General features: G+C 65.6%; 23 protein-coding genes. 6 read left to right on the top strand and 17 right to left on the bottom strand.

The genetic code is table 11. The annotated features are described in order from the left end of the window. Window positions 1–11: 11 nt before the first annotated feature. Window positions 12–653 carry a Vgb family protein gene (locus tag ACT2BZ_RS13155; RefSeq protein WP_457935596.1) on the top strand — a complete coding sequence of 214 codons (642 nt, stop codon included), beginning with the start codon at window positions 12–14 and terminating at the stop codon, window positions 651–653. A gap of 12 nt (window positions 654–665) precedes the next feature. Here ACT2BZ_RS13155 and guaA read toward each other — a convergent pair whose 3' ends face one another. The 7 genes from guaA to katG form a co-directional block, all read right to left on the bottom strand. Next, on the bottom strand, window positions 666–2225 hold the full coding sequence (gene guaA / locus ACT2BZ_RS13150) for a glutamine-hydrolyzing GMP synthase (RefSeq protein WP_457935595.1): 1560 nt from the start codon (window positions 2223–2225) through the stop codon (window positions 666–668). Between the two features lie 135 nt (window positions 2226–2360). Then, the gene (locus ACT2BZ_RS13145) at window positions 2361–2951 is read right to left on the bottom strand and encodes a 5'-methylthioadenosine/S-adenosylhomocysteine nucleosidase (RefSeq protein WP_457941303.1); all 591 of its coding nucleotides are present in this window, start codon (window positions 2949–2951) and stop codon (window positions 2361–2363) included. A 46-nt stretch (window positions 2952–2997) separates the two neighbouring features. After that, on the bottom strand, window positions 2998–3465 hold the full coding sequence (locus ACT2BZ_RS13140) for a PaaI family thioesterase (RefSeq protein ID WP_457935594.1): 468 nt from the start codon (window positions 3463–3465) through the stop codon (window positions 2998–3000). 82 nt (window positions 3466–3547) lie between these two features. Further along, window positions 3548–4003: a TspO/MBR family protein gene (locus ACT2BZ_RS13135; RefSeq protein ID WP_457935593.1), complete on the bottom strand. Its 456-nt coding sequence runs from the start codon at window positions 4001–4003 to the stop codon at window positions 3548–3550. A gap of 56 nt (window positions 4004–4059) precedes the next feature. Continuing rightward, window positions 4060–4824, bottom strand: coding sequence for a Crp/Fnr family transcriptional regulator (locus tag ACT2BZ_RS13130; RefSeq protein WP_457935592.1), 765 nt, complete (start codon window positions 4822–4824; stop codon window positions 4060–4062). Between the two features lie 62 nt (window positions 4825–4886). Then, window positions 4887–6176 (bottom strand): RsmB/NOP family class I SAM-dependent RNA methyltransferase, encoded by a 1290-nt coding sequence (locus ACT2BZ_RS13125; protein WP_457935591.1) that lies wholly within the window; start codon window positions 6174–6176, stop codon window positions 4887–4889. 171 nt (window positions 6177–6347) lie between these two features. After that, window positions 6348–8531, bottom strand: coding sequence for a catalase/peroxidase HPI (katG, locus tag ACT2BZ_RS13120; RefSeq protein ID WP_457935590.1), 2184 nt, complete (start codon window positions 8529–8531; stop codon window positions 6348–6350). 254 nt (window positions 8532–8785) lie between these two features. Between katG and ACT2BZ_RS13115 the strand changes: the two genes are divergently transcribed. After that, window positions 8786–9697 (top strand): hydrogen peroxide-inducible genes activator, encoded by a 912-nt coding sequence (locus tag ACT2BZ_RS13115; protein WP_457935589.1) that lies wholly within the window; start codon window positions 8786–8788, stop codon window positions 9695–9697. Between the two features lie 2 nt (window positions 9698–9699). Here the strand turns inward: ACT2BZ_RS13115 and hisG are convergent, their stop codons facing one another. The 3 genes from hisG to hisS are packed head-to-tail and all read right to left on the bottom strand — an operon-like array spanning window position 9700 to window position 13175. Continuing rightward, a complete protein-coding gene (gene hisG / locus ACT2BZ_RS13110; protein WP_457935588.1) occupies window positions 9700–10398 on the bottom strand; it encodes an ATP phosphoribosyltransferase in 699 nt (232 codons plus the stop codon). After that, the gene (locus ACT2BZ_RS13105) at window positions 10395–11516 is read right to left on the bottom strand and encodes an ATP phosphoribosyltransferase regulatory subunit (RefSeq protein WP_457935587.1); all 1122 of its coding nucleotides are present in this window, start codon (window positions 11514–11516) and stop codon (window positions 10395–10397) included. The genes hisG and ACT2BZ_RS13105 overlap by 4 nt, the downstream gene beginning before the upstream one ends. A gap of 60 nt (window positions 11517–11576) precedes the next feature. Then, the gene (hisS, locus tag ACT2BZ_RS13100; protein ID WP_457935586.1) at window positions 11577–13175 is read right to left on the bottom strand and encodes a histidine--tRNA ligase; all 1599 of its coding nucleotides are present in this window, start codon (window positions 13173–13175) and stop codon (window positions 11577–11579) included. 182 nt (window positions 13176–13357) lie between these two features. On the opposite strand from hisS, the gene ACT2BZ_RS13095 reads away from it, so the two are divergent. Further along, the gene (locus ACT2BZ_RS13095; RefSeq protein ID WP_457935585.1) at window positions 13358–13978 is read left to right on the top strand and encodes an FkbM family methyltransferase; all 621 of its coding nucleotides are present in this window, start codon (window positions 13358–13360) and stop codon (window positions 13976–13978) included. 96 nt (window positions 13979–14074) lie between these two features. After that, window positions 14075–14329, top strand: a complete 255-nt coding sequence (locus tag ACT2BZ_RS13090) for a hypothetical protein (RefSeq protein ID WP_457935584.1) — start codon at window positions 14075–14077, stop codon at window positions 14327–14329. A 16-nt stretch (window positions 14330–14345) separates the two neighbouring features. Here the strand turns inward: ACT2BZ_RS13090 and ACT2BZ_RS13085 are convergent, their stop codons facing one another. From ACT2BZ_RS13085 to ACT2BZ_RS13075, 3 genes are all read right to left on the bottom strand, one after another. Then, a complete protein-coding gene (locus tag ACT2BZ_RS13085) occupies window positions 14346–15287 on the bottom strand; it encodes a glycosyltransferase (protein WP_457935583.1) in 942 nt (313 codons plus the stop codon). Window positions 15288–15369: 82 nt separating this feature from the next. Next, entirely contained in the window at window positions 15370–15801 is a 432-nt protein-coding gene (locus ACT2BZ_RS13080) for a DUF1801 domain-containing protein (RefSeq protein ID WP_457935582.1), read from the bottom strand. Next, a complete protein-coding gene (locus tag ACT2BZ_RS13075) occupies window positions 15782–16423 on the bottom strand; it encodes a DNA-3-methyladenine glycosylase I (RefSeq protein WP_457935581.1) in 642 nt (213 codons plus the stop codon). The genes ACT2BZ_RS13080 and ACT2BZ_RS13075 overlap by 20 nt, the downstream gene beginning before the upstream one ends. 196 nt (window positions 16424–16619) lie before the next feature. Between ACT2BZ_RS13075 and ACT2BZ_RS13070 the strand changes: the two genes are divergently transcribed. Both ACT2BZ_RS13070 and ACT2BZ_RS13065 read left to right on the top strand, forming a co-directional pair. Further along, window positions 16620–17384, top strand: a complete 765-nt coding sequence (locus ACT2BZ_RS13070) for a L,D-transpeptidase (RefSeq protein WP_457935580.1) — start codon at window positions 16620–16622, stop codon at window positions 17382–17384. 211 nt (window positions 17385–17595) lie between these two features. Beyond that, window positions 17596–18516, top strand: a complete 921-nt coding sequence (locus ACT2BZ_RS13065; RefSeq protein WP_457935579.1) for a bifunctional 5,10-methylenetetrahydrofolate dehydrogenase/5,10-methenyltetrahydrofolate cyclohydrolase — start codon at window positions 17596–17598, stop codon at window positions 18514–18516. Here ACT2BZ_RS13065 and glcF read toward each other — a convergent pair whose 3' ends face one another. The 4 genes from glcF to ACT2BZ_RS13045 are packed head-to-tail and all read right to left on the bottom strand — an operon-like array spanning window position 18517 to window position 23031. Beyond that, a complete protein-coding gene (gene glcF, locus ACT2BZ_RS13060) occupies window positions 18517–19845 on the bottom strand; it encodes a glycolate oxidase subunit GlcF (RefSeq protein ID WP_457935578.1) in 1329 nt (442 codons plus the stop codon). Window positions 19846–19877: 32 nt separating this feature from the next. Next, complete coding sequence (locus ACT2BZ_RS13055) at window positions 19878–20258, bottom strand: DUF4870 family protein (protein WP_457935577.1); 381 nt, start codon at window positions 20256–20258, stop codon at window positions 19878–19880. Further along, window positions 20255–21523, bottom strand: coding sequence for an FAD-binding protein (locus ACT2BZ_RS13050; protein WP_457935576.1), 1269 nt, complete (start codon window positions 21521–21523; stop codon window positions 20255–20257). Before ACT2BZ_RS13050 ends, ACT2BZ_RS13055 begins: the two co-directional genes overlap by 4 nt. Window positions 21524–21534: 11 nt before the next feature. After that, window positions 21535–23031, bottom strand: coding sequence for an FAD-linked oxidase C-terminal domain-containing protein (locus ACT2BZ_RS13045; protein ID WP_457935575.1), 1497 nt, complete (start codon window positions 23029–23031; stop codon window positions 21535–21537). Between the last annotated feature and the right edge of the window lie 14 nt (window positions 23032–23045).

Raw genomic sequence — 23045 nt, 5'->3', positions numbered from 1 at the left:
ACGACGATCACATGAAGCCTTCACCCGCGGAGATCGTTCGGGAATACGGACCGTTTCCGGGAGCCGACAACGTCGCTGGCGTCACCTTCGACGGCCGTTACGTCTGGTTCGCCTCCGGCGACCGTCTCAACGTGCTCGATCCCGATAGCGGAGAGATCGTGCGCACCATCGACGCGGCAGCCGATGCAGGCACGGCCTTCGACGGCCGGCACATCTTCCAGATCGCCGAAAACCGCATCCAGAAGATCGATCCGCAAACGGGCAGAATCCTGTCCGCCATCCCCGCCCCGGGCGGGGGCGGCGACTCCGGCCTTGCCTGGGCGGAGGGCACGCTGTGGGTCGGCCAGCATCGCGGCAGCAAGATCTACCAAGTAGACCCGGAGACCGGGGCGATCCTGCGCTCCATCGATTCCAACCGCTTCGTCACCGGCGTCAGTTGGGTCAACGGCGAATTGTGGCACGCCACCTGGGACAGCGACGGCAGCGATATCAGGCGCGTCGACGCAGAGACGGGCGAGGTTCTCGAGCTGGTTGAAATGCCGCCGGACACCGGCGTCTCCGGCATGGAGTCCGACGGCGCAGGCCAGCTCTATTGCGGCGGCGGCGGCAGCGGCAAGATCAGGGTCGTGCGGAGGCCGGCTGCGGATCGGTAGACCGCGCCGCCGTCACTCCCACTCGATGGTGCCGGGCGGCTTCGAGGTGACGTCGTAGACGACGCGGTTGATGCCGCGCACCTCGTTGATGATGCGGGTGGCGGCCGCGCCGAGGAAGTTCATGTCGTAGTGGAAGAAGTCGGCGGTCATGCCGTCCACGGAGGTCACGGCGCGCAGCGCGCAGACGAATTCGTAGGTGCGCCCGTCGCCCATAACGCCGACGGTCTGCACCGGCAGCAGCACGGCGAAGGCCTGCCAGATGGCGTCGTAGAGGCCGGCCTTGCGGATCTCGTCGAGATAGATGGCATCGGCCTCGCGCAAAATCTCGAGCTTGTCGCGGGTGATGCCGCCGGGGCAGCGAATGGCGAGGCCGGGTCCGGGGAACGGGTGGCGGCCGATGAAGTGATCGGGCAGGCCGAGTTCGCGTCCGAGGGCCCTCACCTCGTCCTTGAACAGTTCGCGCAGCGGCTCGACGAGCTGCATGTTCATGCGCTCGGGCAGGCCGCCGACATTGTGGTGCGACTTGATGGTGACGGAGGGGCCGCCGGAGAAGGATACGCTCTCGATGACGTCCGGGTAGAGCGTGCCCTGGGCGAGGAAGTCGGCGCCGCCGATCTTCTTGGCCTCGCGTTCGAATACCTCGATGAAGAGCCGCCCGATCGTCTTGCGCTTGGTCTCCGGATCGCTCTCGCCCTCCAGCGCGTCGATGAACATGTCGGCTGCGTCGACATGCACGAGAGGGATGTTGTAGTGGCCGCGGAACATCGCCACGACCTCCTCGGCCTCGTTCTTCCGCATCAGGCCGTGGTCGACGAAGATGCAGGTCAGCTGGTCGCCAATCGCCTCGTGGATCAGCACGGCCGCCACCGACGAATCGACGCCGCCCGACAGGCCACAGATCACCTTACCCGTGCCGACCTGCTTGCGGATCGCCTCGACCGCATGCTCGCGATAAGCGCGCATCGACCAGTCGCCCTCGATGCCGGCGATCTTGTGGACGAAGTTCTGCAAGAGCCTCGCGCCGTCCGGCGTGTGGATCACTTCGGGGTGGAACATGATGCCGTACATCTTGCGGTCCGGGTCACCGAAGATGGCGAAGGGGGCTCCCTCGGACTTGCCGAAAATCCTGAAACCGTCCGGCAGCGAGATGACGCGGTCGCCGTGGCTCATCCAGACCTGATGGCGCTGACCGGGGGCCCAGAGATCCTCGAACAGCGGGCAGTCCTTTTCGATCTGCACGAAGGCGCGGCCGAATTCGCGGTGGTCGGAACTCTCGGCGACGCCGCCCATCTGCACGCACATGGTCATCTGGCCGTAGCAGATGCCGAGCACTGGAACGCCGGAGGTGAAGACGATGTCGGGCGCGCGCGGGCTGCCGATGTCGGTCGTCGAGGCCGGTCCGCCGGACAGGATGACCGCCTTCGGCTTGATGCGTTTGAAGGCCGCTTCGGCGGACTGGAACGGGACAATCTCGGAGAAGACGCCGGCTTCGCGTATGCGCCGCGCGATAAGCTGCGTGACCTGGCTGCCGAAATCGATGATCAGGACGGTGTCGGGATGGGCGCTTTTCATGGCGGGCACATAAAGAAAAGAGTGAGTCGGCGCAATGGCTTACGCGCAGGGGCGGCCAATTCGATTCAGGCGGCTGCCAAACTGATTCAAGTCGGGCCTCCTTCACGCAGCGCTTGAAGGCCGGCGGATGGCCGTTCAGCGGTCGAGCAGTCCCTCCCCGATCGCGACTTCGAGACGGCCCACGGCGTCTGCCAGTTTCTCGTCGACGACGTGCAGGTATTCGAGCCAGTCGTCGACATGCTCGACATCGGCGTGGCCGTCCGAGATGCCGCGCAGGCCGATCAGCGGCACGCCGAACTTCTGGCAGGCGCGCAGGCAGGCGAAGGTCTCCATGTCGACCATGTCCTCGGCGATGGCGTCATAGGCCCTGCCGCCGATCACGCTTGCGCCGGTAGACAGCGAAGCCTCCCTGACGCCCGGAATGCGAAGCGGCATGGCGACCGTCGCCGGCAGGTCGAGGAAGGGCGTGACACCCTTCTCGAAGCCGAAGGCCGAGGCATCCATGTCGCGATAGCTGACCGAGACGGCCTGATAGACTTCGGTCCGTTCGAGCCTCCGGCTGCCGGCCGAGCCGAGCGAAACGACGAGGTCGGGCGGCGTGCCTTCCGTCGAAAGCCGTGCCAGCGCAGAAGCGAGTGCGATGCCCGCCTCGACCGGTCCGACCCCGGTCATCAGCGGCTTGAAAAGCGCCTGCAGGTGCGGGCCATATTCGGCATCCGCCGCCATGACGAAAAGGACCTGCTTGCCGCCAAGAGCGGTCGGTTGCGGCACCCTAGCCCTCAACGTCGCCGCGGCCGACGATGGTCATCATCGTGCCGGTCATGGTGGCGATCAGCTTCGCCTCGTCGTCCTCGCCGATGGCATAGGCCTGCCCGTCAGCGACGATGATGGTGCGGCCGGGCTTGGTCACCGAACCGCGGAACAGGAAGCGCACGCCCCTGCCCGGCGCCAGCAGGTTGACCTTGAACTCGATGGTCAGCACCGAGGCATTTTCGGGCATCAGCGAGAAGGCGGCATAACCGCAGGCCGAATCCAGCGCGGTCGAAATCACCCCGGCGTGGAGGAAGCCGTGCTGCTGTGTCAGCGCATCAGAGAACGGCATTTCGATCTCGACGATGCCCGGCGTCACCAGCGTCAGTTCCGCGCCGATCGTCGCCATGGCGTTCTGCCGCGCGAAGGAGGCGCGGACGCGCTCCTCGTAGTCTGGGTTCGTAACGCGCTTCGCGATTGCCATCGGCATGTCCTTTCCAGAACAGCTTATGACAAAGCCGAGGTCTGCGGCAATCGACTTTTGCTGCACTGCAGCACGATGGATAGTCCGGCTAGTTCAGCTGCCAGATCGCGGCGTTGAGAAGCGTGGCGAAAGCGACCCACCCGGCGTAGGGTACGAAGAGCAGTGCAGCCACCCTGTCCTGGCTCCAGGCGCGGCCGATGAAGAGGAGGATCACCGCGAGCATGGCAAGAATGACGAGCAGCGCCGGTGCGATCAGCTCCATGCCGAAGAAGACGGGCGACCAGAGGAAATTGAGCGCGAGTTGCAGCCACCAGAGCTTCATGAGGCTGCCGGCGCGGTCGCGCAGCCAGACCCGCCAACCGGCGATCGCGATCAGCACGTAGAGCGTCGTCCAGGCAGGCCCGAACAGCCAGTTGGGCGGATTGAAGGAAGGCTTCTGCAGCGCCTCGTACCAGGGACCCGGCAGCGTGAGAAAGCCAATCAGCAGGCCTCCCCCGACGACGAGGGCGAGAAAGGCGAGCAGAACGAGGGGACGACGGATCATGGTGCTCCTGCGGGGCTGGGCGAGATGGTCTCCATCTGGCGCAGCCGGCCGCAAGATCAAGTCACCGGTGGCGCGGGATCCGTTTCGGTCGAGCCTTCGGCCGGTGTCTTGGCGGCTGCTTCGGCCACGGCCGGCTTGCTGGCGGCGCGATTGGCCTCGTTCATCCGCTCGAGCTTGCCGACGAGGTTGCGGTTGAAGCTGACCTCGAGGCTCTGGCGGATGCCCGGGTTCTTGTCGGTCAGTATTCTCAGGACGCCGGGATCGAAGACGCAGCAACGCGTCTCGTTGGCGACCCGAACGGTCGCCGATGCCGGCTTGCCGGTCAGGAAGCTCATTTCGCCGAGGAAATCACCCGGACCGCAGACGCCGACGATGTTGCCACCCCGCTCGACGCTCGCCGCACCGCGCGCGATGAACACCAGTTGCGGCTTGGCCTCGCCTTCCTCGACCAGGACCTCGCCGGGTTCCTTGGTCTGCCAGCGCGCCAGCTTCAACATGCGGGCGCGCAGGTTGCCCTCAAGGTTCGGCATCACCGTATCGATGAAGAACTGCTCGTCCTCGCTGGTAGAGCGGCGCCGGCTGGCCAAGAGGATGATGGCGAGCTGGATGACGTTCACCGACGTGAAGATCGTCTCCCACATGGCGCTTATCTCGTCGGAGACGATGAAGCCGTAATAGATGACGCCGGTAATGCCGCTGGCGATGGCGAAGACGCGGAGCCAGCGCATGCTGCTCATCGAGACCGACAGGATGATCAGGATGTAATTGACGTGTCCGAACGCATTGTCCGGATTCATCAGGTTGGTGAAGAACTCGTCCATGGGCTGCTCTGCCAATTCCGTTTGGCCCGGCTGTCGCCAAGGTCAACAAATGACTAATGCTATCACGATACCCTTGAAAGAACGCTGAAGAAGAAGCCGTCCGTGCCGCTGCGGGCCGGCGTGAGCGAGATGCCACGCCCGCCGTCGATGCGCGCCGCATCCATGTGCTCCGGGAAGTGCTCTTTCCACAGCATAGCATGGTCGAGCGGCGCGAAGTCCGGCGACCGCTTCAGGAACGCATCGATCTGTTCGCCATTTTCCGCGGCAAAAACAGAGCATGTGACATAGGCGAGCCGGCCGCCCGGCTTCACATAGGCGCTCGCGGCGTCGAGGATCGCCACCTGCTCGCCGATGCGCACATCGAGCTGCTTCTGCGTCAGCCGCCACTTGGCGTCGGGCCGCCGACGCCAGGTACCGGACCCGGTGCAGGGCGCGTCGATCAGCACGAGATCCATCTGGCCGGCTAGCGGCGCCAGTTCCTGCGGCTTCGACAGAACCTGCACGTTGCGGGTTTCTGCACGACGGATGCGGTCGAAGATCGGCGCCAGCCTGGCCTTCTCGGAATCATAGGCGAAAAGCTGGCCGCGGTTTTCCATCCCGGCTGACAGCGCCAGGGTCTTGCCGCCGGCGCCGGCGCAATAATCGAGGACCTGCATGCCGGCGGCGGCGCCGGCCAGTTCGGCGGCGACCTGCGAGCCCTCGTCCTGCACCTCGAACCAGCCCTTCTGGAAGGCGGGCTCGACCTGGACATTGGGGTGGCGGCCGGAGCCGTCAATCGGCGGAATGCGGATGCCATGTGGCGCAAGCCGGGTCGCTGCGGCGCCGACGCCCGCAAGTTCGGTCAGGATGCGCTCGCGATTGGCCTTCAGCGTGTTGATGCGCAGGTCGAGCGGCGGCCGTGTGGACAAAGCGGCGGCCTCATCTACCCAGGCTTCGCCGAAGGAGGCCTCGAGAAGCGGCGCGCACCAGTCCGGGCTGTCGGCGCGGATTTCGTCCGGCGCATCGGCAAGTCGGCGGGATTCCAGCCCGGCAAGCTCCTCGTCGCTCAGCGGCGGCGGCGCGAACTTGTCGTCCTGCAATGCCTCGTTGAGGGACTGCGGCGTCTGGTTCCATTCGAGGAGCAGCGCCCCGAAGCCGATGGCGCGCGGCGTATCGGCACCGAGCAGCCAGCCTGCGGAGCGCTTGCGGCGCAGGGCGTCGTAGACGATGTTGCCGATAGCCGAGCGGTCACCTGATCCGGCGAAGCGGTGGGAGACGCCCCAATCCTTCAGGGCCTCTGCGACGGGCCGGTGGCGCCGCGCAATGTCTTCCAGCACGTCGATGGCTGCCGCGAGCCGTCCGCCTAGGCGCATGTTCTGGTTTCCCGATGTCGGTTGCCCGTATCGCGCCTAGCTAGCTGGTGACGCGGTCCGACACAAGCGGCATGAGGCTCTCCAGTCCACTCGGCAAACGCCGGACATGGAAAAGGCGCGGATTGCTCCGCGCCTCTTCTGTTCAGCATCCCGCGATCCCGCGGGACGGGATCAACGCTGCAGGTCGAAGCGGTCGGCGTTCATCACCTTGGTCCAGGCCGCCACGAAGTCCTTGACGAACTTCTCCTTCGAGTCGGCGCAGGCATAGACCTCGGCAAAGGCACGAAGCTGCGAGTGCGATCCGAAGATCAGGTCGACGCGCGTCGCGGTCCACTTCCGGGCGCCGGTCTTGCGATCGCGGCCTTCGTAAACACCTTCCTCGCCGGCTTCCTGCCACTGCGTATCCATGGTGAGCAGGTTGAGGAAGAAGTCGTTGGTCAGCATGCCCGGCGTATCGGTCAGGACGCCATGGCTGGAGTTGCCGGCGTTGGCTCCGAGAACACGCAGGCCGCCGACCAGCACCGTCATTTCGGGCGCCGTCAGCGTCAGCAGCTGCGCCCGGTCGACCAGCGCCTCCTCGGGCTGCATGAACTGCTTTCCGCTGAGGTAGTTGCGGAAGCCGTCCGTACGCGGCTCGAGCGCGGCGAAGGACTCCACGTCGGTCTGTTCCTGCGAGGCATCCATGCGGCCCGGCGTGAACGGGACCTTGATGGAGACACCGGCATCCCGGGCAGCCTTCTCGACCGCCGCAACGCCGGCAAGCACGATCAGGTCGGCGAGAGAAACCTTCTTCTCGCCGGTCTGGGCAGCGTTGTACTCCTTCTGGATGGCTTCCAGCTTGTCGAGAACCCGCGTCAGCTGAGCCGGCTGGTTGACCTCCCAGTCCTTCTGGGGTGCCAGGCGGATGCGCGCCCCGTTGGCGCCGCCGCGCTTGTCGGAACGGCGGAAAGTCGACGCAGACGCCCAGGCGGTGGAAACGAGTTCGGAAACCGAAAGACCCGACGCGAGAATCTTCGCCTTCACGTCGGCGATGTCCTGCTCGCTGACCAGTTCATGGTCGATAGCGGGAATCGGGTCCTGCCAGATCAGCTCTTCCTTCGGGACGAGCGGCCCGAGATAGCGCACCAGCGGACCCATGTCGCGATGGGTGAGCTTGAACCATGCCCGGGCGAACGCATCGGCGAACTGGTCCGGGTTCTGGTGGAAGCGGCGCGAGATCTTCTCGTAGGCCGGGTCGAAGCGCAACGCGAGGTCTGTCGTCAGCATCATGGGCCGCCGGAACTTCGAAGGGTTGTGCGCATAGGGGATCGATTCCGGCGCGTCCTTGGCCACCCACTGCTTGGCGCCTGCAGGGCTCTGCGTCAGCTCCCACTCGAAGCCGAACAGGTTCTCGAAGAAGTTGTTGCTCCACCTGGTCGGCGTCTGCGACCAGGTGACTTCGGGTCCGCCACCGATGGTGTCGTCACCGAAGCCGGTGCCGTGGCCGCTTTTCCAGCCGAGCCCCTGATCCTCGATCGCCGCGCTGTCGGGATCCGCACCGATCAGCGACGGATCGCCGGCGCCGTGCGTCTTGCCGAAGGTGTGGCCGCCGGCGATCAGCGCAACGGTTTCCTCGTCGTCCATCGCCATGCGGCGGAAGGTCTCGCGGATGTCCTTGGCAGAGGCGACCGGATCCGGGTTGCCGTTCGGGCCTTCCGGATTGACGTAGATGAGGCCCATCTGCACGGCAGCGAGCGGCTCTTCCAGCTGACGTTCGCCGCTATAGCGCTCGTCGCCAAGCCATGTGCCCTCAGGGCCCCAGTAGAGTTCTTCCGGCTCCCACACATCGGCACGGCCGCCGGCAAAACCGAAGGTCTTGAAGCCCATGGATTCGAGCGCGACGTTGCCGGTGAGGATCATCAGGTCGGCCCAGGAAAGCTTGCGGCCGTATTTCTGCTTGATCGGCCAGATCAGGCGGCGCGCCTTGTCGAGGTTGACGTTGTCCGGCCACGAGCTGAGCGGCGCGAAGCGCTGCTGCCCTGCCCCGGCGCCGCCGCGACCGTCGGTGATGCGATAGGTACCGGCCGAGTGCCAGGCCATGCGGACGAACAGGCCACCATAGTGACCGAAGTCAGCCGGCCACCAATCCTTGGAGTCCGTCATTACCGCCTTCAGGTCGGCAATCACGGCGTTCAGGTCGAGGCTCTGGAATTCCTTGGCGTAGTCGAAGTCCTCGCCCATGGGATCGGAGAGGCTGGAATTGCGGTGAAGCATTTCGATGTCGAGCAGTTCCGGCCACCAGTCACGGTTCCTGGGCCTGCGCGAGCCGCCACCGAATGGGCATTTGCCGGCGCCTTCGTCTGTCTTTGCGTCCATGTCGTCCTCCGATCGTATGATGTCGTTCAATTCTTCTGGCGTAGCGGGCCTTGATGACCTGCAGGTATCGATGCCGCTGCATTCCGTTGGCGTTCCGGGCGGCCTGCCGGCCCCCGACGTCCGGCGCCAGCCGGGCCGCCACATCGACGACCGGTGCGCACCGATGGCTTCGCCACACTGGAAGAATTCCAGACTAGGACGCCCGCGTCATAAAGACAAATTGCCTTTGCTGTTCGTTGCGATAGCCTAAGCCTATGATCAGGATGACCGTTCGCCAGATGCAGTATTTCGATGCGCTGTCACAGACGCTGCATTTCGGCAGGGCCGCAGAACTCTCCGGCGTCAGCCAGCCGGCGCTCTCTGCGCAGATCGCCGAATTGGAGGAGAGGCTCGGCTGCCGCCTGTTCGAGCGCGGCGGCCGATCGGTGACGATGACCGACGAGGCGAGGGCCCTGCAGCCGCGTATCGAGAGGGTTCTGGCCGACATCCGCGAGATCGAGGCGACCACCCGGCGCGGAAGGCTGGTGATGGAGGGGCGCTTCCGCCTCGGCATCATCCCGACGATCGCGCCCTATCTGCTGCCGCAGGTACTGCCCGTCCTGAAAGTCGAATTTCCGGGCATGCGCCTCGAACTGCGCGAGGCCGTCACCGGATCGCTCGTCGAGGACACCGCGAGCGGCCGCATCGACGCCTTCGTCGCCGCGCTGCCGCTCGACTATCCCGGCCTGGTGGCGGAGGGGCTCTTCGACGACCGCTTCTTCCTGGCGGTGCCTGCCGACGATCCGGGTTTCGATTCGCCGCCCGTGCCGCCGGAAAGCCCGGCGCTGGAGCGGTTGATGCTGCTCGAGGAAGGCCATTGCCTGCGCGAACAGGCACTGGCTGTCTGCGGCAAGGTCAAGCCGGTGGCCATGGCGAGCTATGGCGCGACCAGCCTGACGACGCTGCTGCAGATGGTGGCGCATGGGCTGGGCGTCACGCTGATCCCCGAAATGGCGATGTCTGCGAGCGGCGGCGCCAGCGGGCTGAAGGTCGTGCCCTTTGCCGACCCGATGCCCTCACGCAGCGTCTGCCTGGCGTGGCGGCGCAACAGCGCCCGGCACGAGGAATGCATGGAACTTGCGCGGATCATCCGCGGGCTGAAGCACACGTTGCTCGCCGCCGCGTGACATCAGCCGAGGGCGACAACCGCGGCTGAAATGCCGGCGAGCACCGCCTCTTGCTGCGCATCGCGCTCTTTCAGAGAGCGAACGAGACAGGCCTGCGAGCGCAGGATGACGCCATCCGACAGGATTTTCAGATGGTTGGCCCGCAGGGTCGAGCCGGTGGTGGTGATGTCAACGATGACATCGGCCGAGCCGGCGGCGGGCGCGCCCTCGGTGGCGCCGAGGCTTTCGACGATGCGGTAGACCTGGATGCCGTGCTTCTGGGAGAAGAACTGCTGGGTCAGCCGCCAGTACTTTGTCGCAATCCTGAGCCGCCGGCCGTGGCGCTGGCGGAAATCGGCGGCGACGTCATCAAGATCGGCCATGGTCTCGACGTCGAGCCAGGCGTCGGGCACCGCGACGACAACATCGGCCTCGCCGAAGCCGAGCCGCGCGTCGATCGCCACCTTGCGGTCCCATTCGGCAAGATTCTCGCGCACCAGGTCCTCGCCGGTTATGCCGAGATCGACGCTGCCCTGTCCGAGTTCTCCGGCGATCTCGGAGGCCGACAGGAATGCCACCTCGATATCGTCGCGGCCCTCGATGCGAGCACGGTATTTTCGGTCGTCGCCGGGCAGGCTGACGGCAAGACCGGCGCGTGCCAGCACGTCGAGCGCCTGGTCCTTGAGGCGGCCCTTCGACGGAAGCGCGAGGGTGACGGTCATCGGGCCTCTCCCCGCAGGGCTTCGATACGGTCGAGCCAAACCGAGAAACCGACGCCGGGAATGGGCTTTTGCGCGCCGAGCAGCGTCAGCAGGCGGTCGTAGCGGCCGCCGCCGGCAAGCGGGCGCTCGCCATCGCCAGCGGAAATCTCGAAGACGAGGCCCGTGTAGTAATCGAGCGGACGACCGAAGGCGGCGTCGTAGCGGATCTTGTCCGCCTCCAGCCCCTGCCCTGCGATCGCGTCGACGCGGGCGGAAAAGCCGGCCAGCGCCGTGCCAAGCGACAGGCCGGCGGAGGCCGCGAAACGCTCCAGCGCATCCGCTGCGCGGTCGAGAGGCACGTTTATGGCGAGAAAGGTTTCCAGCGCCGCAAAAGCCTCGGCCGACAGGCGAACGCTGCGCAGCTCCGATTTTTCGACCAACCGGCGGGCGATTTCCTCCGGCGTACGGCCGGCAGAAGGCGACAGGCCGGACTCGGCCATGCCGGCGGCGATGTGAGCGGCAAGGCCCTCGAGGTCGCCGGCCGCGACCAGCGCGGATTCGGCCTCCGGCAGCGCGCCGTTCTTCGGCGGGTTGGCGAGGTCGGCGAGCGCTGCCTTCAGCATGTCGGCCGAGCCGAAGGCGCGGGCAAGCCGCATGCGCCAGCCGCGCGGCAGGCCAAGAGCTGCGAGCACCGCCTCGAAGATCGTCTGGTCGCCAAGCGTGATGGCAAGCGGCTGGCCGGGCAGCGTCAGCGCCAGCAACGCATGGGCATCGGCCAGCGAGCGGGCGTCGGCGCGGGCGCGGTCGGCGTCGCCAAGATCCTCGATGCCGGCCTGGAAAAACTCATTGCCGCCCTCGCGGCGCTGGCGGAACACCTCGCCGAGATAGGCGTAGCGGCGCGGCGTGCCGGACTGGCTGGAAATGTGGCCGAGGCAGACGGGGATGGTGAATTCCGGGCGAAGGCAAAGCACCTCGCCGGTCTCGCTCTCGGTGAGAAAAATGCGGCGGCGCAGATCCTCGCCGGCCATGTCCAGAAACGGATCGGCCGGCTGGATCACCGGCACGTCGACGGTTCCGGCGCCGCGCTCGGCGAAGAGCTTCTGGATGGCGGGCGCAATCTCGGGATAGCGCGCGGTCATGCTGCGCGCCTTTCGGCAGCAACAAGCGTCATGGCTCGACGTTGCGACGAAACGAGGCCTTTATCGCCCACCGGCGCGCTCCGCCTTCTGCGCGTCAATGATGCCCTGCACCGTCTTGACGATGTCGGCCTCCCCGACCTCGACCTGCGCGGGGCGGCTTTCGCGCCAGGCGGCGTTGTCGGTAATGTTTTCGGCAAGCCGCGCGCCCTCGACGAGGTCCTTGATCTGGACGACGCCCTTGGCGCGCTCGTCGCCGCCCTGGATGATCACGCACGGACTGCCGCGACGGTCAGCATATTTCAGCTGGTTGCCGAATTTCTTCCAGTTGCCCTGGTACATCTCGGCGCGAATGCCGGAGCTGCGCAGCTGCTGCGTGAACGACTGGTATTTTCCCATCGATTCCGTATCGCCATCCATGACGGTGACGAGAACGGGGCCGAGCACATCGCTCTGGCCGAGTTTGCCAAGATTTTTCAGCGCCGTCATCAGACGCGAGACGCCGATGGAAAAGCCTGTCGCCGGCACCGGCTGGCCGCGGAAGCGCGACACCAGCCCGTCATAGCGCCCGCCACCGCCAACCGAGCCGAACTGCACAAGCTGGCCCTTTTCGTTGGGGATTTTTGCCGTCAGTTCGGCCTCGTAGACCGGGCCGGTGTAATATTCGAGGCCGCGGACGACGGAGGGGTCGATTATAATACGGCCATCATCATAACCTGCTGCACTAACGAGAGACCAGATCTCAACCAATTCAGGCAGACCGGCAACCTCCGAAGAATCCTGTTCACCTGCCATAATCGCGAATAGGGAGCTTGCCCGCGTCTGTTGGACTAGGCGCGGGTCCTCGAAGGCTGCTGGATCGTCGCTACCGGTGATGATTGTCCTAAGATAGCTTTCGGCGGCTCGATTGAAGTCGAGAATGTCGATGATCGGTGACGATTGCTCATCATCCAGCCCCGCACCCTTGGTAAAATCGCCCTCGCCTTCCCTGCCGCCGTCCCAGCGTCCTTCGCCGAGCAGCAGGCGCACGCCTTCCGGGCCGAACTTGTCGAGCTTGTCGATGGCGCGGAGCACGGTCAGGCGGCGCCCGGCGTTCTCCTCGCCGCCGAGCCCGATTGCCTCCAGAACGCCATCCAGAACCTTGCGGTTGTTGACGCGGATGACGTAGTCGCCGCGCGGGATGCCAAGCGCTTCCATGACGTCGGCCATCATCATAGCCATTTCGGCGTCGGCGGCGACGGAGGGCGCGCCGACCGTGTCGGCGTCGAACTGCATGAACTGGCGGAAGCGGCCGGGGCCTGGCTTCTCGTTGCGGAACACCCAGCCGGCGCGGTAGGTGCGGTAGGGCAACTGAATCTCGTTGAAGTTTTCCGCGACATGGCGGGCGAGCGGCGCGGTCAGGTCGTAGCGCAGCGACAGCCATTGCTCGTCGTCGTCCTGCAGCGAGAAGACGCCCTCGTTGGGCCGGTCCTGGTCGGGCAGGAATTTGCCGAGCGCGTCGGTGTATTCGACGAGCGGCGTCTCGATCGGATCGAAGCCGTAGCGCTCGTAGACCTCGCGGATCTTCTCGACCATCTCGTTGACGGCGCGGATGTCGTCGGGCGAGCGGTCGACAAAGCCGCGCGGCAGCCGCGCTTTGGTCTTTTGGGTCTTGTCGGCCATGCAAGTCGCTCTTCGGATGGGTTCTGGTGCCAGATAGTCCGCGCGCGTCGTAACCGATGCGCCGTTGAGCGGCAAGGGCGGGCTGGCACCGGCCGCCGCCGCCAAAGAAGGCAGGAAGGGTGTTGCGGCTGCTGCGCACCTGCTATGGGCAGCGGATGTTGGAAGAATCACGCGCGGAATTCATGCTTCGCTGGCATCTTTACAGGCGCTGGAAGAAGCCGCCCAGTACAAGGCGACAGGCAGAATACAGCTTTCACAAGATGCTCGACGGCGTTGCTGCCGACAGCATTTTCCTGGATCTCGGCGCCAATGTCGGACACGTCTCGGCAAAGGCGCTGGAGCACAACCTGAAAGTGATCGCCTTCGAGCCTGATCCGGCAGCGTTGACCCTGCTTCGCAGTCGCTTCGGCAACAATCCGAACATCGAGATCATCCCGAAGGCAGTGGGCGCTTCCAACCGCGCGGCCAAGCTTCACCGCAGGACCGGGGACCTGACCGAGTGGTCGTCCCTGATCGAATTCGACTTCCATGCCGACGATCTGGCAGTCGATGTCGACGTTGTCGATCTGGTCGATTTCGTCCGACAGCTGCCGAGGCCGGTAGGCGTCATGAAAATGGATATTGAAGGGGCAGAGGCGGAGTGTCTCGAGGCGCTGCTCGATTCAGGTCTGCATCGGTCCGTCGGCACCATCCTGGTCGAGACGCATGATCGATTTTCCAACGATCTCGCTGCACGCCTCGATGCGATCCGTGCCCGGATCGAGAACGAAGGCATCGACAATATCGATCTGACGTGGGTCTGACGCCCGGAAACGATACAAAACTGCCGCATTCGCAGCATTGAACCGACACAATCGCGACCGATAAGCCAGCCTAGGAAAATGGGCCCGGGGCTTATCATGACGACCACTGGCATGCGCCGCGAAAGCGCGGACACCCGTTACGGGGCGCCATCACGGCTGCGTCCGGCCGAGACCGTGCGGCGGCCGAACGCCGAGGTGGCCGCAGGTCCCTTCGGCATTCCCGCGAACGGCGCCGCGCGAACCGGCAGCACGACGGGCGCCATGCTAACCGCGCTGTTGATCGTCTATCCCGCCTTCGCGACCGTCACCGTCATTGCGCTCGGCCTGCTGCTCGGACCGGCCGGCGCCTGAGCTTCAAGCGGTCCGGTCAGGCAAGCGTCTCGCCGTCGATGACACGCTGGTATAGCTCCAGATAGCCCGCTGCCGTGGCGGAGATCGGGAACTTGTCGGCTGCGTATTGCCGGATGTTCTCGGGCTTGAGCGACGCGACCTCTTCGAGCGCCTCGGCGAATTGATCGTCGGTTTCGAACAGGCGCCCGGATTCTGCCGATACGGTTTCGGGCAAGGCGCCCCATGGTGTCGAGAGCACCGGTGTCCCGCAAAGCATCGCCTCCACCGGCGCCATGCCGAATGCCTCTTCGATCGAAATCGGGTTGAGGAATGCCCTTGCCGAGCCGAGGAGTTCCACCTTGCCCTGTCCGTCGACCGAGCCGTGGATTCGGTATCGCGATGCAAAAGACTTCAGGAAGAGACGGTTTCGACGATTCGTGCTGCGGGCCAGCATGTCTACGCGCCGCCCGCCGGCAAGATCGAGCTTGAAGTCAAAGCGTTCGGCAAGATCCATGGCGCGCGCCAAGCCCTTGTCCGGCCGTGCGAAACCGGCAAGGAAAAGCAGCCGGTCCGTCTTCGGACTCAGGTGGTATTCGTCGACGGGAAAGCCGTTGTAGACGAAGGTTTCGCGGCCGTGGCTCTCGGCATGACGGCGGCTCACAAAGTTCCAGTTGCCACGCTCGCAATTGACGGTTCGACTGCCGCTGTGGCCGGTGTTCAGGATCTTGAACGGCATGTCCTCGTCGTACCAGCCGTGCCGGTGCACGATATCGCTGTCCGGAGGGACCAGCCCTGCCACCTCGGACGCCTCCCGCACCGCGCGCACCTCGCAGAATGGATGGCTCGACCCGGCGGGAGCCAGGATGGTAACCCGGTGGCCGAGGCGGACCAGTTCACGCGCCAGCCACTGGACCTGCCTGCCCGTTCCGCCGTAGCCGACTACGGGGATCATCTCTTCAACAATCAGGGTGATCTTCATCTGTCATTTGCCCCACAGGTCAGCCCACAGGGAAACGAACCTGGGTACAGTCACCCGGGACTGCCTGAAGCGTAGTTGCTAATCAACCCCGAGGCGGCGCTTGGGTTCCCTGCCTGTCGAGGTGATAGGTCAGTGCCATGGCGATGCAGTGCGCCAGGATATCGCGGTCAACAGCGCCGCCCGGCGTCAGAAGAATCGCACGGTTGCCTTCAAAGACGAGGCCTTGCGGGTAAATCTCGCGAAAGCGGTTCACCAGTCCTGTGTGGCAGATGAAATAGAGGCCCACGCGACCATCGGCCGACGGCGCCAGCCTGACAGAGCTTCCTACATTTGCCTTTTGCGGGGTGAAGGACGGCTGGCCCCATTTCAGCGATTCCGCGAGTTGTCCGACGCGGGGCAATTCTTTGGCCACCCGGTGAATCAGCGCCCGAAGGCGCAGCATTTCCGTCCGCGCCGGCTCTGGGGCCGAGGCGAGGAACGTATCGACCGCCTGCTCACGGACGGACGAAGTCATTGCGCTCCTTCTCGATCGCGTCGCGGCAGATGCAGCCCTCAAGGTGGTCGTTGACGAGGCCCATGGCCTGCATGAAGGCGTAGACCGTGGTCGGGCCGACGAATGACCAGCTGCGCTTCTTCAGCTCCTTGGAGATGCGGACCGAGACGGCGGTCGTCGGATTGGCGCGCAGATGCGCCAGGTCCATCCGTGCCGGCCGCTCTTCCGGGCCAGGCTCGAAGCGCCAGAACCACGTGGCCAGCGAGCCGAACTCGTCGGCCATTTCGCGGGCGCGCTGCGCATTGTTGATGGTCGACACGATCTTGCCGCGATGGCGCACGATGCCGGCGTCCTGCAGCAGGCGTTCGATGTCGGCGTCGCCGAACTCGCCGACCTTGTCGAATTCGAAATTGGCGAAGCCGGCGCGGAAGTTCTCGCGCTTGCGCAGGATGGTCAGCCAGGACAGGCCGGACTGAAACCCCTCGAGGCAGATCTTCTCGAACAGCCGGCGGTCTTCCGAGACGGGGCGGCCCCATTCATGGTCATGGTAGTGCAGGTAGTCGGGGAGGTTGCCGTGCCAGAAACAGCGCATGCGGCCGTCCGGCCCCTCGATCAATCCGGTGCTGTTTTCGTCTAAAGCCATTCGTTAACGCCCGATCGGCCCCTGTTTAGACGGCCTTTACCAGATTCCTGAACCCGGCGGTAACCACACCAAAAGCTTTACTGACAAAACGGCATTTGAACCATTTCGATTCACCTTTCGGTTGCCGACACGCGCCAACATGATCGCCGAGCCCGAGGGAATTCCTCGCCAAGCGTCCCCGTGTTGAGAGCGTGTCATGAAGAAACTTGTTGTGCTTGTCAGTTCGGCCCTGATCGCCGTTTCCGCCGTCCCGGCCTCTGCCAACGACCGTTATGCCGAGCGTCCGCCGGTAGTCGTCAGCCCCGATCTCTCGGCGCCTTGGCTTTTGCAGCTTGGCCGCACGCCTGGCAAGGTGCTCAGGCGGCAGCAGCCGGCGGTCACCCAGCGCGAGGCTGACCGGCGGATCCGCAGCCTGATGGGGGGCCGGCAGGACCCGGTTCGCACCTCCGCGGTGATCGGGCGGCAGCCGCAGCCAAAGCCGCAGCGCCAGGCGCAGCCCCAGATGGATCCGATGTTCCTGCCGCAGGTGGTCGACTATGACGGGCCGCACAAGCCGGGCACCATCATCATCGACACCAACCAGAACTTCCTGTTCCTGGTCGAGCAGGGCGGCAAGGCGCGGCGCTACGGCGTCGGCACCGGAAAGCCCGGCTTCGAGTGGGCCGGCACGCACAAGATCACGCAGAAGCGGGAGTGGCCGGACTGGCGCCCGCCGGCGGAGATGATCGCCCGCGAGCGCGCCAAGGGCCGCAACCTGCCGGTGCACATGGCTGGCGGGCCGGAGAATCCGCTCGGCGCACGCGCTCTCTATCTCGGCTCGACGCTCTACCGCATCCACGGCACCAACCAGCCCTGGACGATCGGGCGCGCCGTGTCGTCGGGCTGCATCCGCATGCGCAACGAGGACGTGATCGAGCTCTACGAACGGGCCGGCGTCGGCACGACGGTCATCGTCATTTAACATTCACGGGTCGGGGGACGGGCCGGGCGTGGGGGCACGGCCTGCCGGCAAGGGCGGAGCGGCCGGCAAAAGGCCGCCCGCCCTTTCCTGTTTCAGCACGGCCCGACCTGAGCGGCGCGCGCGTCGCGGGATGGCCAGCCCGTTTCGCATTTGTCGTATTGCGCTCCTGGCGCGTGCGCGATAGTGGCGATCCATCAACAGGACTCCTCCCATGTCGATCGAAGACACGCGCACCCTGAAGGGCGGCCCGGTTGCCGCCCGCATCATCGCCGAAGTGCGCGAGGCCGCGGCGCTTTCAACCGAGCAGGGTTTTCCGCCGAAGCTGGTCTCGGTAACGGTCGGCGATGTCGATGCGGTCGACGTCTATGTGCGCAACCAGCGAGCCAAGGCCGAGATGGCCGGCATCGGTTTCGAGGAGCGGCGCTTTCCCGCCGAGGTGACGGCCGCCGAACTGGAGGCCGCGATCCACGCCATGAACGCCGACCCGCGCGTTACCGGCATCATCATCCAGCGGCCGACACCGGCGCATATCCCGATCAAGGCGATCCAGGCTTCCGTGCATCCCCTAAAGGACGTCGAGGGCATGCACCCGGCCTCGATCGGCAACATCGTCTACAACGAGCTCGATCTTGCTCCCTGCACGGCGGCGGCATCGGTCGAGCTGCTGAAGGAGACCGGGCTCGACCTCAAGGGGCTCGAGGTGGTCGTGGTCGGCCATTCCGAGATCGTCGGCAAGCCGATCGCGTTCCTGCTGATGAGCGAGGGGGCGACGGTGACGGTGTGCCACCATATGACCCGCTCGGTCGCCGCGCATGCCCGCCGGGCCGACGCGCTGTTCGTCGCTGTCGGCAAGCCCCGGCTGATCAAGGCCGACATGGTGAAGCCCGGCGCCGCGGTCATCGACATCGGCATCAACAGCGAGACATTGTCCGACGGATCGACGCGGATCGTCGGCGATGTCGACACCGACAGCGTGCGTCAGGTCGCCTCGTGGATCACGCCGGTGCCGGGTGGCGTCGGGCCGGTGACGGTCGCGATCCTGCTACGCAACACCATCGTCGCGCTCAACCGGCAGCGCTCGCTCTACCAGGCGACCTACGGTGTCGAGCGCGACAGCCTGGCGGCCGAGTAGCTATTCGGCGGCTTGCAGCGAGGCGGTGTCGGGCAGGCCCTTCGGCCGCCTGCCGCCATAGGCCCAGTCGAGCAACTCGACCGTGTGGACGATGGGCAGCGAGGCGGCCGAGGCGATCTGCGTGATGCAGCCGATGTTGCCGGTGGCGACAAGCGCAGCACCCGTGGCCTCGATGTTCTTCACCTTGCGCTCGCGCAGCCTGGCCGAAATTTCCGGCTGCATGATGTTGTAGGTGCCGGCCGAGCCGCAGCAGAGATGACCCTCCCGCGGCTCGCGCACGACGAAGCCGGCCTTGGCCAGCAGTTCCTTGGGCTGGCGGACGATCTTCTGGCCGTGCTGCATCGAACAAGCAGAGTGGTAGGCGACCTCAAGGCCCGATTTTTGCGGCGGCTCGGGCAGGTCGAGCGTCGCCAGATATTCCGTGATGTCCTTCGCCAGCTCGGAAACCCTTTTCGCCTTCTCGGCATAGGCAGGGTCGAGCCTAAGCATGAAGCCGTAATCCTTGATCGTCGTGCCGCAGCCCGAGGTGGTGACGATGATGGCGTCGAGCCCGCCCCGATCGATCTCGCGCGTCCAGGCGTCGACGTTGCGGCGCGCCGAGGCCAGCGCCTGCTCCTCGCGGCCCATGTGATGCACCAGCGCGCCGCAGCAGCCCTCGCCCTTCGGAACCACGACGTCGATGCCAAGCCTGGTGAGCAGCGATATCGCCGCCTCGTTGATGCCGGGATCGAGCACCGGCTGGGCACAGCCGGTGAGGATGGCGACGCGGCCGAGCGACACGCCATCGGCCGGATGATTGCCGGGGCGCGAGGTCGGCGATTTCGGCGGCACGGTGGCGGGCGCGAGCCTCAGCATCGCCGCCAGAGGCTTCAGCGATGGCGTGCGCTCGAACAGGCTGGCAAATGGCTGGCCGAGCCGCGCCAGCCTTAGCGCCAGCCGGAAGCGGCCGGGCTTCGGCAGCACGAAGGCAAGCAGCGAACGGATGAAGCGGTCGGCCGGTGCGCGGGTGTAGGTCTTCTGGATATGCGCGCGGGCGTGATCAACGAGGTGCATGTAGTTTACGCCCGACGGGCAGGTCGTCATGCAGGCGAGGCAGGACAGGCAGCGGTCGATATGGGTGACGATCTGCTCGTCGGCCGCGCGGCCGTTCTCCAGCATGTCCTTGATCAGGTAGATGCGCCCGCGCGGACTATCGAGCTCGTTGCCGAGTGTCACATAGGTCGGGCATGTGGCCGTGCAGAAGCCGCAATGCACGCATTTGCGCAGGATCTTCTCCGACTCCTCGACATGCGGGTCGGCCAGCTGCTCGGCGGTGAATGTGGTCTGCACGCGATGACAATTCCTCGACTTGGGCTTTCGCCCTAAATGATCCAGCTTTCGGGGTTCTTGATCGGCTCGTTGCGGCCCAGCGCCTGCAGCCCGATGATGCAGCGGACGATGAACCAGACGGCGACCGCGAACATCAGCAGGAAGCCGATGGCGAGCAGCATCAGCACGGCTGATACGAGCGCATAGAGCAGGCCGATCCAGAAGGTGCGGATCAGCCAGGTGTAGTGGCTCTCGATGAAGCCGCCGGCCTTGCCGCGGTTGACATAGGCCAGCACGATGCCGACCAGTCCGCTCACGCCGATGACGAGTCCGGCCAGATAGAGAATGTAGATGACCATGACGTTGGTCGGGCCGGGCTCGAGCCAGCTGTCGGTCTTGCGCGGCGTCGCCGGTTGGGGATTGCTGTCGCTCATGACTCGCTCCTCTCCTCTTCGGTTGCGGCAACCTTAGCAGACGGCGCGCTGGACACCATGCGGCCCGGGCTGAGTATCCCCTTGGGATCGAACTCGACCTTCAGCCGCGCGGCCAGTGCGGCGAGCGGGGCCGGCTGCGGCTCGAAGACGGGAACGGCGGCGCGCCAGGCGGGGCTGGCGCGCATCAGCGTGGCATGGCCGCCGCCGAAATCGGCGATCAGCCTGCGCAGCGTCTCGGCCTCGGGCTCGGCCTCCATTCGCAGCCAGACAAGACCGCCCTGCCAATCGTAATAGGCGTCGGCGCCGGTTTCCATGCGCAGCGCCAGAACCATCTTGTGCGCCTCGGACGGCGCCATAGAGACGCGCCAGACCGGACGCTCGGTGCCGTCGGCGAAGGGGACGCAGTCGCGGATGTCGCGCCACAGGGGTTTCGAAAACTGCGCTCCGACTTCCGACAGCGGACCGGCATTTTCGAGCAGCCTCTTCAGCGTATCGACGCGGTAGGCGACCGACGGCCCAAACCCCTCGACGCGCAGCAGCGTCGCCGCATCGTCGCCGCGCATGTCGCTGGCGACGCGCTGCGTGACGCCATAGGGCAGATGCGCGGCGGCCGAAACCTCGGCGCTCGAGCCGAGTGCCAGGGCCATGGCGGCGGTCGCCAGCTCGTCTGTCAGGCCGCGGATGACGAGCGTCGTCTGCGTTTCGGCCGCAGGCAGCACTTTCACGGTAATGTCGGTCACGACGGCGAGCGTGCCCCAGGATCCGGCCATCAGCTTGGAGAGGTCGTAGCCGGTAACATTCTTGACGACGCGTCCGCCCGACTTGAACAGCTCGCCTCGACCCGACACGGCGTTGACGCCCAGCACGTGGTCACGCACCGCGCCCGCGCGCAGCCGGCGCGGACCGGAAAGATTGGTGGCGAGCGCGCCGCCGATCGTTCCGGTCTTGTCGGTCTGGGTGGGCGTACCGCCGAACAGCCGCGTGCAGTTCATCGGTTCGAAGGCTAGTTCCTGCCTGTGCTTGGCCAGGAGGCGCTCAATGTCGATCAGCGGCGTGCCGGCCTTGGCCGACAGGACCAGTTCCTCGGGCTCGTAAAGCGTGACTCCGGACAGGCCCGACAGGTCGAGCGCATGCTCGCACTGCATCGGCCGGCCAATGCCGCGCCGCGAGCCATGGCCGAAGATTTCGAGCGGCGCGTCTTCCGACAGCGCCCACTTCACTGCGTCCAGCACGTCGGTCTGGGAAAAGGGCATGAAGGTGGTCATGGGGCGGGCCGTCAAAACCTCGGAATGTTCGGGAACGGCAGCTTGCCGCCGGAAATGTGCATGCGGCCGAGTTCGGCGCAGCGGCGCAACTGCGGGAAGACCTTACCGGGGTTGAGCAGATGGTTGGGGTCAAAGGCGCATTTGACGCGCATCTGCTGGTTGAGGTCGATCTCGTTGAACATTTCCGGCATCAGGTCACGCTTCTCGACGCCGACGCCATGCTCGCCAGTCAGCACGCCGCCGACCTCGACGCAGAGCCGCAGGATGTCGGCGCCGAAGCTCTCGGCCTTGTCGAGCTCGCCCGGGACGTTGGCATCGTAAAGGATCAGCGGATGCAGGTTGCCGTCGCCGGCGTGAAAGACGTTGGCGACACGCAGGCCGTATTTCTCCGACATCTCGCGCATGCCGGCCAGCACCCGCGGCAGCTGCTTGCGCGGGATGGTGCCGTCCATGCAGTAATAGTCGGGCGAGATGCGGCCGACCGCCGGGAAGGCCGCCTTGCGCCCGGCCCAGAAATTCAGCCGCTCGACCTCCGATGACGAGATCTGGCAGGTTGTCGAGCCGTTCTTGTGCGCGATCTGCTCGACCAGTCCGATCAGGTGGTCGACCTCGACGCCCGGACCATCGAGTTCGACGATCAGCAGCGCCTCGCATTCGAGCGGATAGCCGGCATGGACGAAATCCTCGGCGGCGTGGATGGCCGGCCGATCCATCATCTCCATGCCGCCGGGGATGATGCCCGCTCCTATGATGTCGGCGACGCATTGCCCGCCCTGCTCGCTCGACGGAAAACCGATCAGCAACGCGCGCGCCGTCTCCGGCTTCTTCAAGATGCGCACCGTGACCTCGGTGACGACGCCGAGCAGACCCTCCGAACCGGTCATGACGCCAAGCAGGTCGTAGCCTTCCGAATCGAGATGCCGGCCGCCGAGGCGCACGACCTCGCCATCCATAAGCACCATCTCGATGCCCAGCACGTTGTTGGCGGTCAGGCCATACTTCAGGCAGTGCACGCCGCCGGAATTCTCCGCGACATTGCCGCCGATCGAGCAGGCGATCTGCGAGGACGGATCGGGGGCGTAGTAGAAACCCTCCTGCTCGACGGCGGTCGAGATGCCGAGATTTGTGACGCCCGGCTGGGCGACGACGACACGGTTCGGATAGTCGATCCCGAGGATGCGGTTGAAGCGGCTCATGACGAGCAGCACGGCGTCTTCCAGCGGCAGCGCGCCGCCCGACAGCGAGGTGCCCGAGCCGCGTGGCACGACGCGGATGTTGCGCTCGTTGCAGAATTTCAGGATGCGCGACACCTGGCCGACGGTTTCCGGCAGCACGACGACCAGCGGCAATTGCCTGTAGGCGGTCAGCCCGTCACTTTCGAAAGCGCGCATTTCGTTGACTGCATCGACGACGCCCTCCCCCGGCACGATGGCGCTCAGGCCGGCGACGATCTCGTCGCGGCGCCGCATCGTTTCGGCATCGGGCTTCGGCATGGCCAGGCCGGACATCGCATTCCCCGCAA

It is taken from the genome of Mesorhizobium sp. 10J20-29 (assembly GCF_054130485.1).
This window is presented reverse-complemented; position numbering and strand designations above follow the sequence as displayed.

Excerpts from the sequence above, each read along its gene's own strand:
- ACT2BZ_RS13065 (WP_457935579.1), top strand. The coding sequence starts at position 17,596 with ATGTCGATCGAAGACACGCGCACCCTGAAGGGCGGCCCGGTTGCCGCC.
- ACT2BZ_RS13125 (WP_457935591.1), bottom strand. The coding sequence starts at position 6,176 with ATGCGCCTAGGCGGACGGCTCGCGGCAGCCATCGACGTGCTGGAAGAC.
- ACT2BZ_RS13045 (WP_457935575.1), bottom strand. The coding sequence starts at position 23,031 with ATGTCCGGCCTGGCCATGCCGAAGCCCGATGCCGAAACGATGCGGCGC.
- ACT2BZ_RS13145 (WP_457941303.1), bottom strand. The coding sequence starts at position 2,951 with ATGGCGGCGGATGCCGAATATGGCCCGCACCTGCAGGCGCTTTTCAAG.
- ACT2BZ_RS13155 (WP_457935596.1), top strand. The coding sequence starts at position 12 with ATGAAGCCTTCACCCGCGGAGATCGTTCGGGAATACGGACCGTTTCCG.
- ACT2BZ_RS13105 (WP_457935587.1), bottom strand. The coding sequence starts at position 11,516 with ATGACCGCGCGCTATCCCGAGATTGCGCCCGCCATCCAGAAGCTCTTC.
- guaA (WP_457935595.1), bottom strand. The coding sequence starts at position 2,225 with ATGAAAAGCGCCCATCCCGACACCGTCCTGATCATCGATTTCGGCAGC.
- ACT2BZ_RS13090 (WP_457935584.1), top strand. The coding sequence starts at position 14,075 with ATGACGACCACTGGCATGCGCCGCGAAAGCGCGGACACCCGTTACGGG.
- ACT2BZ_RS13115 (WP_457935589.1), top strand. The coding sequence starts at position 8,786 with ATGATCAGGATGACCGTTCGCCAGATGCAGTATTTCGATGCGCTGTCA.
- ACT2BZ_RS13095 (WP_457935585.1), top strand. The coding sequence starts at position 13,358 with ATGCTTCGCTGGCATCTTTACAGGCGCTGGAAGAAGCCGCCCAGTACA.
- ACT2BZ_RS13140 (WP_457935594.1), bottom strand. The coding sequence starts at position 3,465 with ATGCCGATGGCAATCGCGAAGCGCGTTACGAACCCAGACTACGAGGAG.
- ACT2BZ_RS13050 (WP_457935576.1), bottom strand. The coding sequence starts at position 21,523 with ATGACCACCTTCATGCCCTTTTCCCAGACCGACGTGCTGGACGCAGTG.
- ACT2BZ_RS13055 (WP_457935577.1), bottom strand. The coding sequence starts at position 20,258 with ATGAGCGACAGCAATCCCCAACCGGCGACGCCGCGCAAGACCGACAGC.
- ACT2BZ_RS13085 (WP_457935583.1), bottom strand. The coding sequence starts at position 15,287 with ATGAAGATCACCCTGATTGTTGAAGAGATGATCCCCGTAGTCGGCTAC.
- ACT2BZ_RS13070 (WP_457935580.1), top strand. The coding sequence starts at position 16,620 with ATGAAGAAACTTGTTGTGCTTGTCAGTTCGGCCCTGATCGCCGTTTCC.
- hisS (WP_457935586.1), bottom strand. The coding sequence starts at position 13,175 with ATGGCCGACAAGACCCAAAAGACCAAAGCGCGGCTGCCGCGCGGCTTT.
- ACT2BZ_RS13135 (WP_457935593.1), bottom strand. The coding sequence starts at position 4,003 with ATGATCCGTCGTCCCCTCGTTCTGCTCGCCTTTCTCGCCCTCGTCGTC.
- ACT2BZ_RS13080 (WP_457935582.1), bottom strand. The coding sequence starts at position 15,801 with ATGACTTCGTCCGTCCGTGAGCAGGCGGTCGATACGTTCCTCGCCTCG.
- hisG (WP_457935588.1), bottom strand. The coding sequence starts at position 10,398 with ATGACCGTCACCCTCGCGCTTCCGTCGAAGGGCCGCCTCAAGGACCAG.
- ACT2BZ_RS13075 (WP_457935581.1), bottom strand. The coding sequence starts at position 16,423 with ATGGCTTTAGACGAAAACAGCACCGGATTGATCGAGGGGCCGGACGGC.
- ACT2BZ_RS13130 (WP_457935592.1), bottom strand. The coding sequence starts at position 4,824 with ATGGACGAGTTCTTCACCAACCTGATGAATCCGGACAATGCGTTCGGA.
- katG (WP_457935590.1), bottom strand. The coding sequence starts at position 8,531 with ATGGACGCAAAGACAGACGAAGGCGCCGGCAAATGCCCATTCGGTGGC.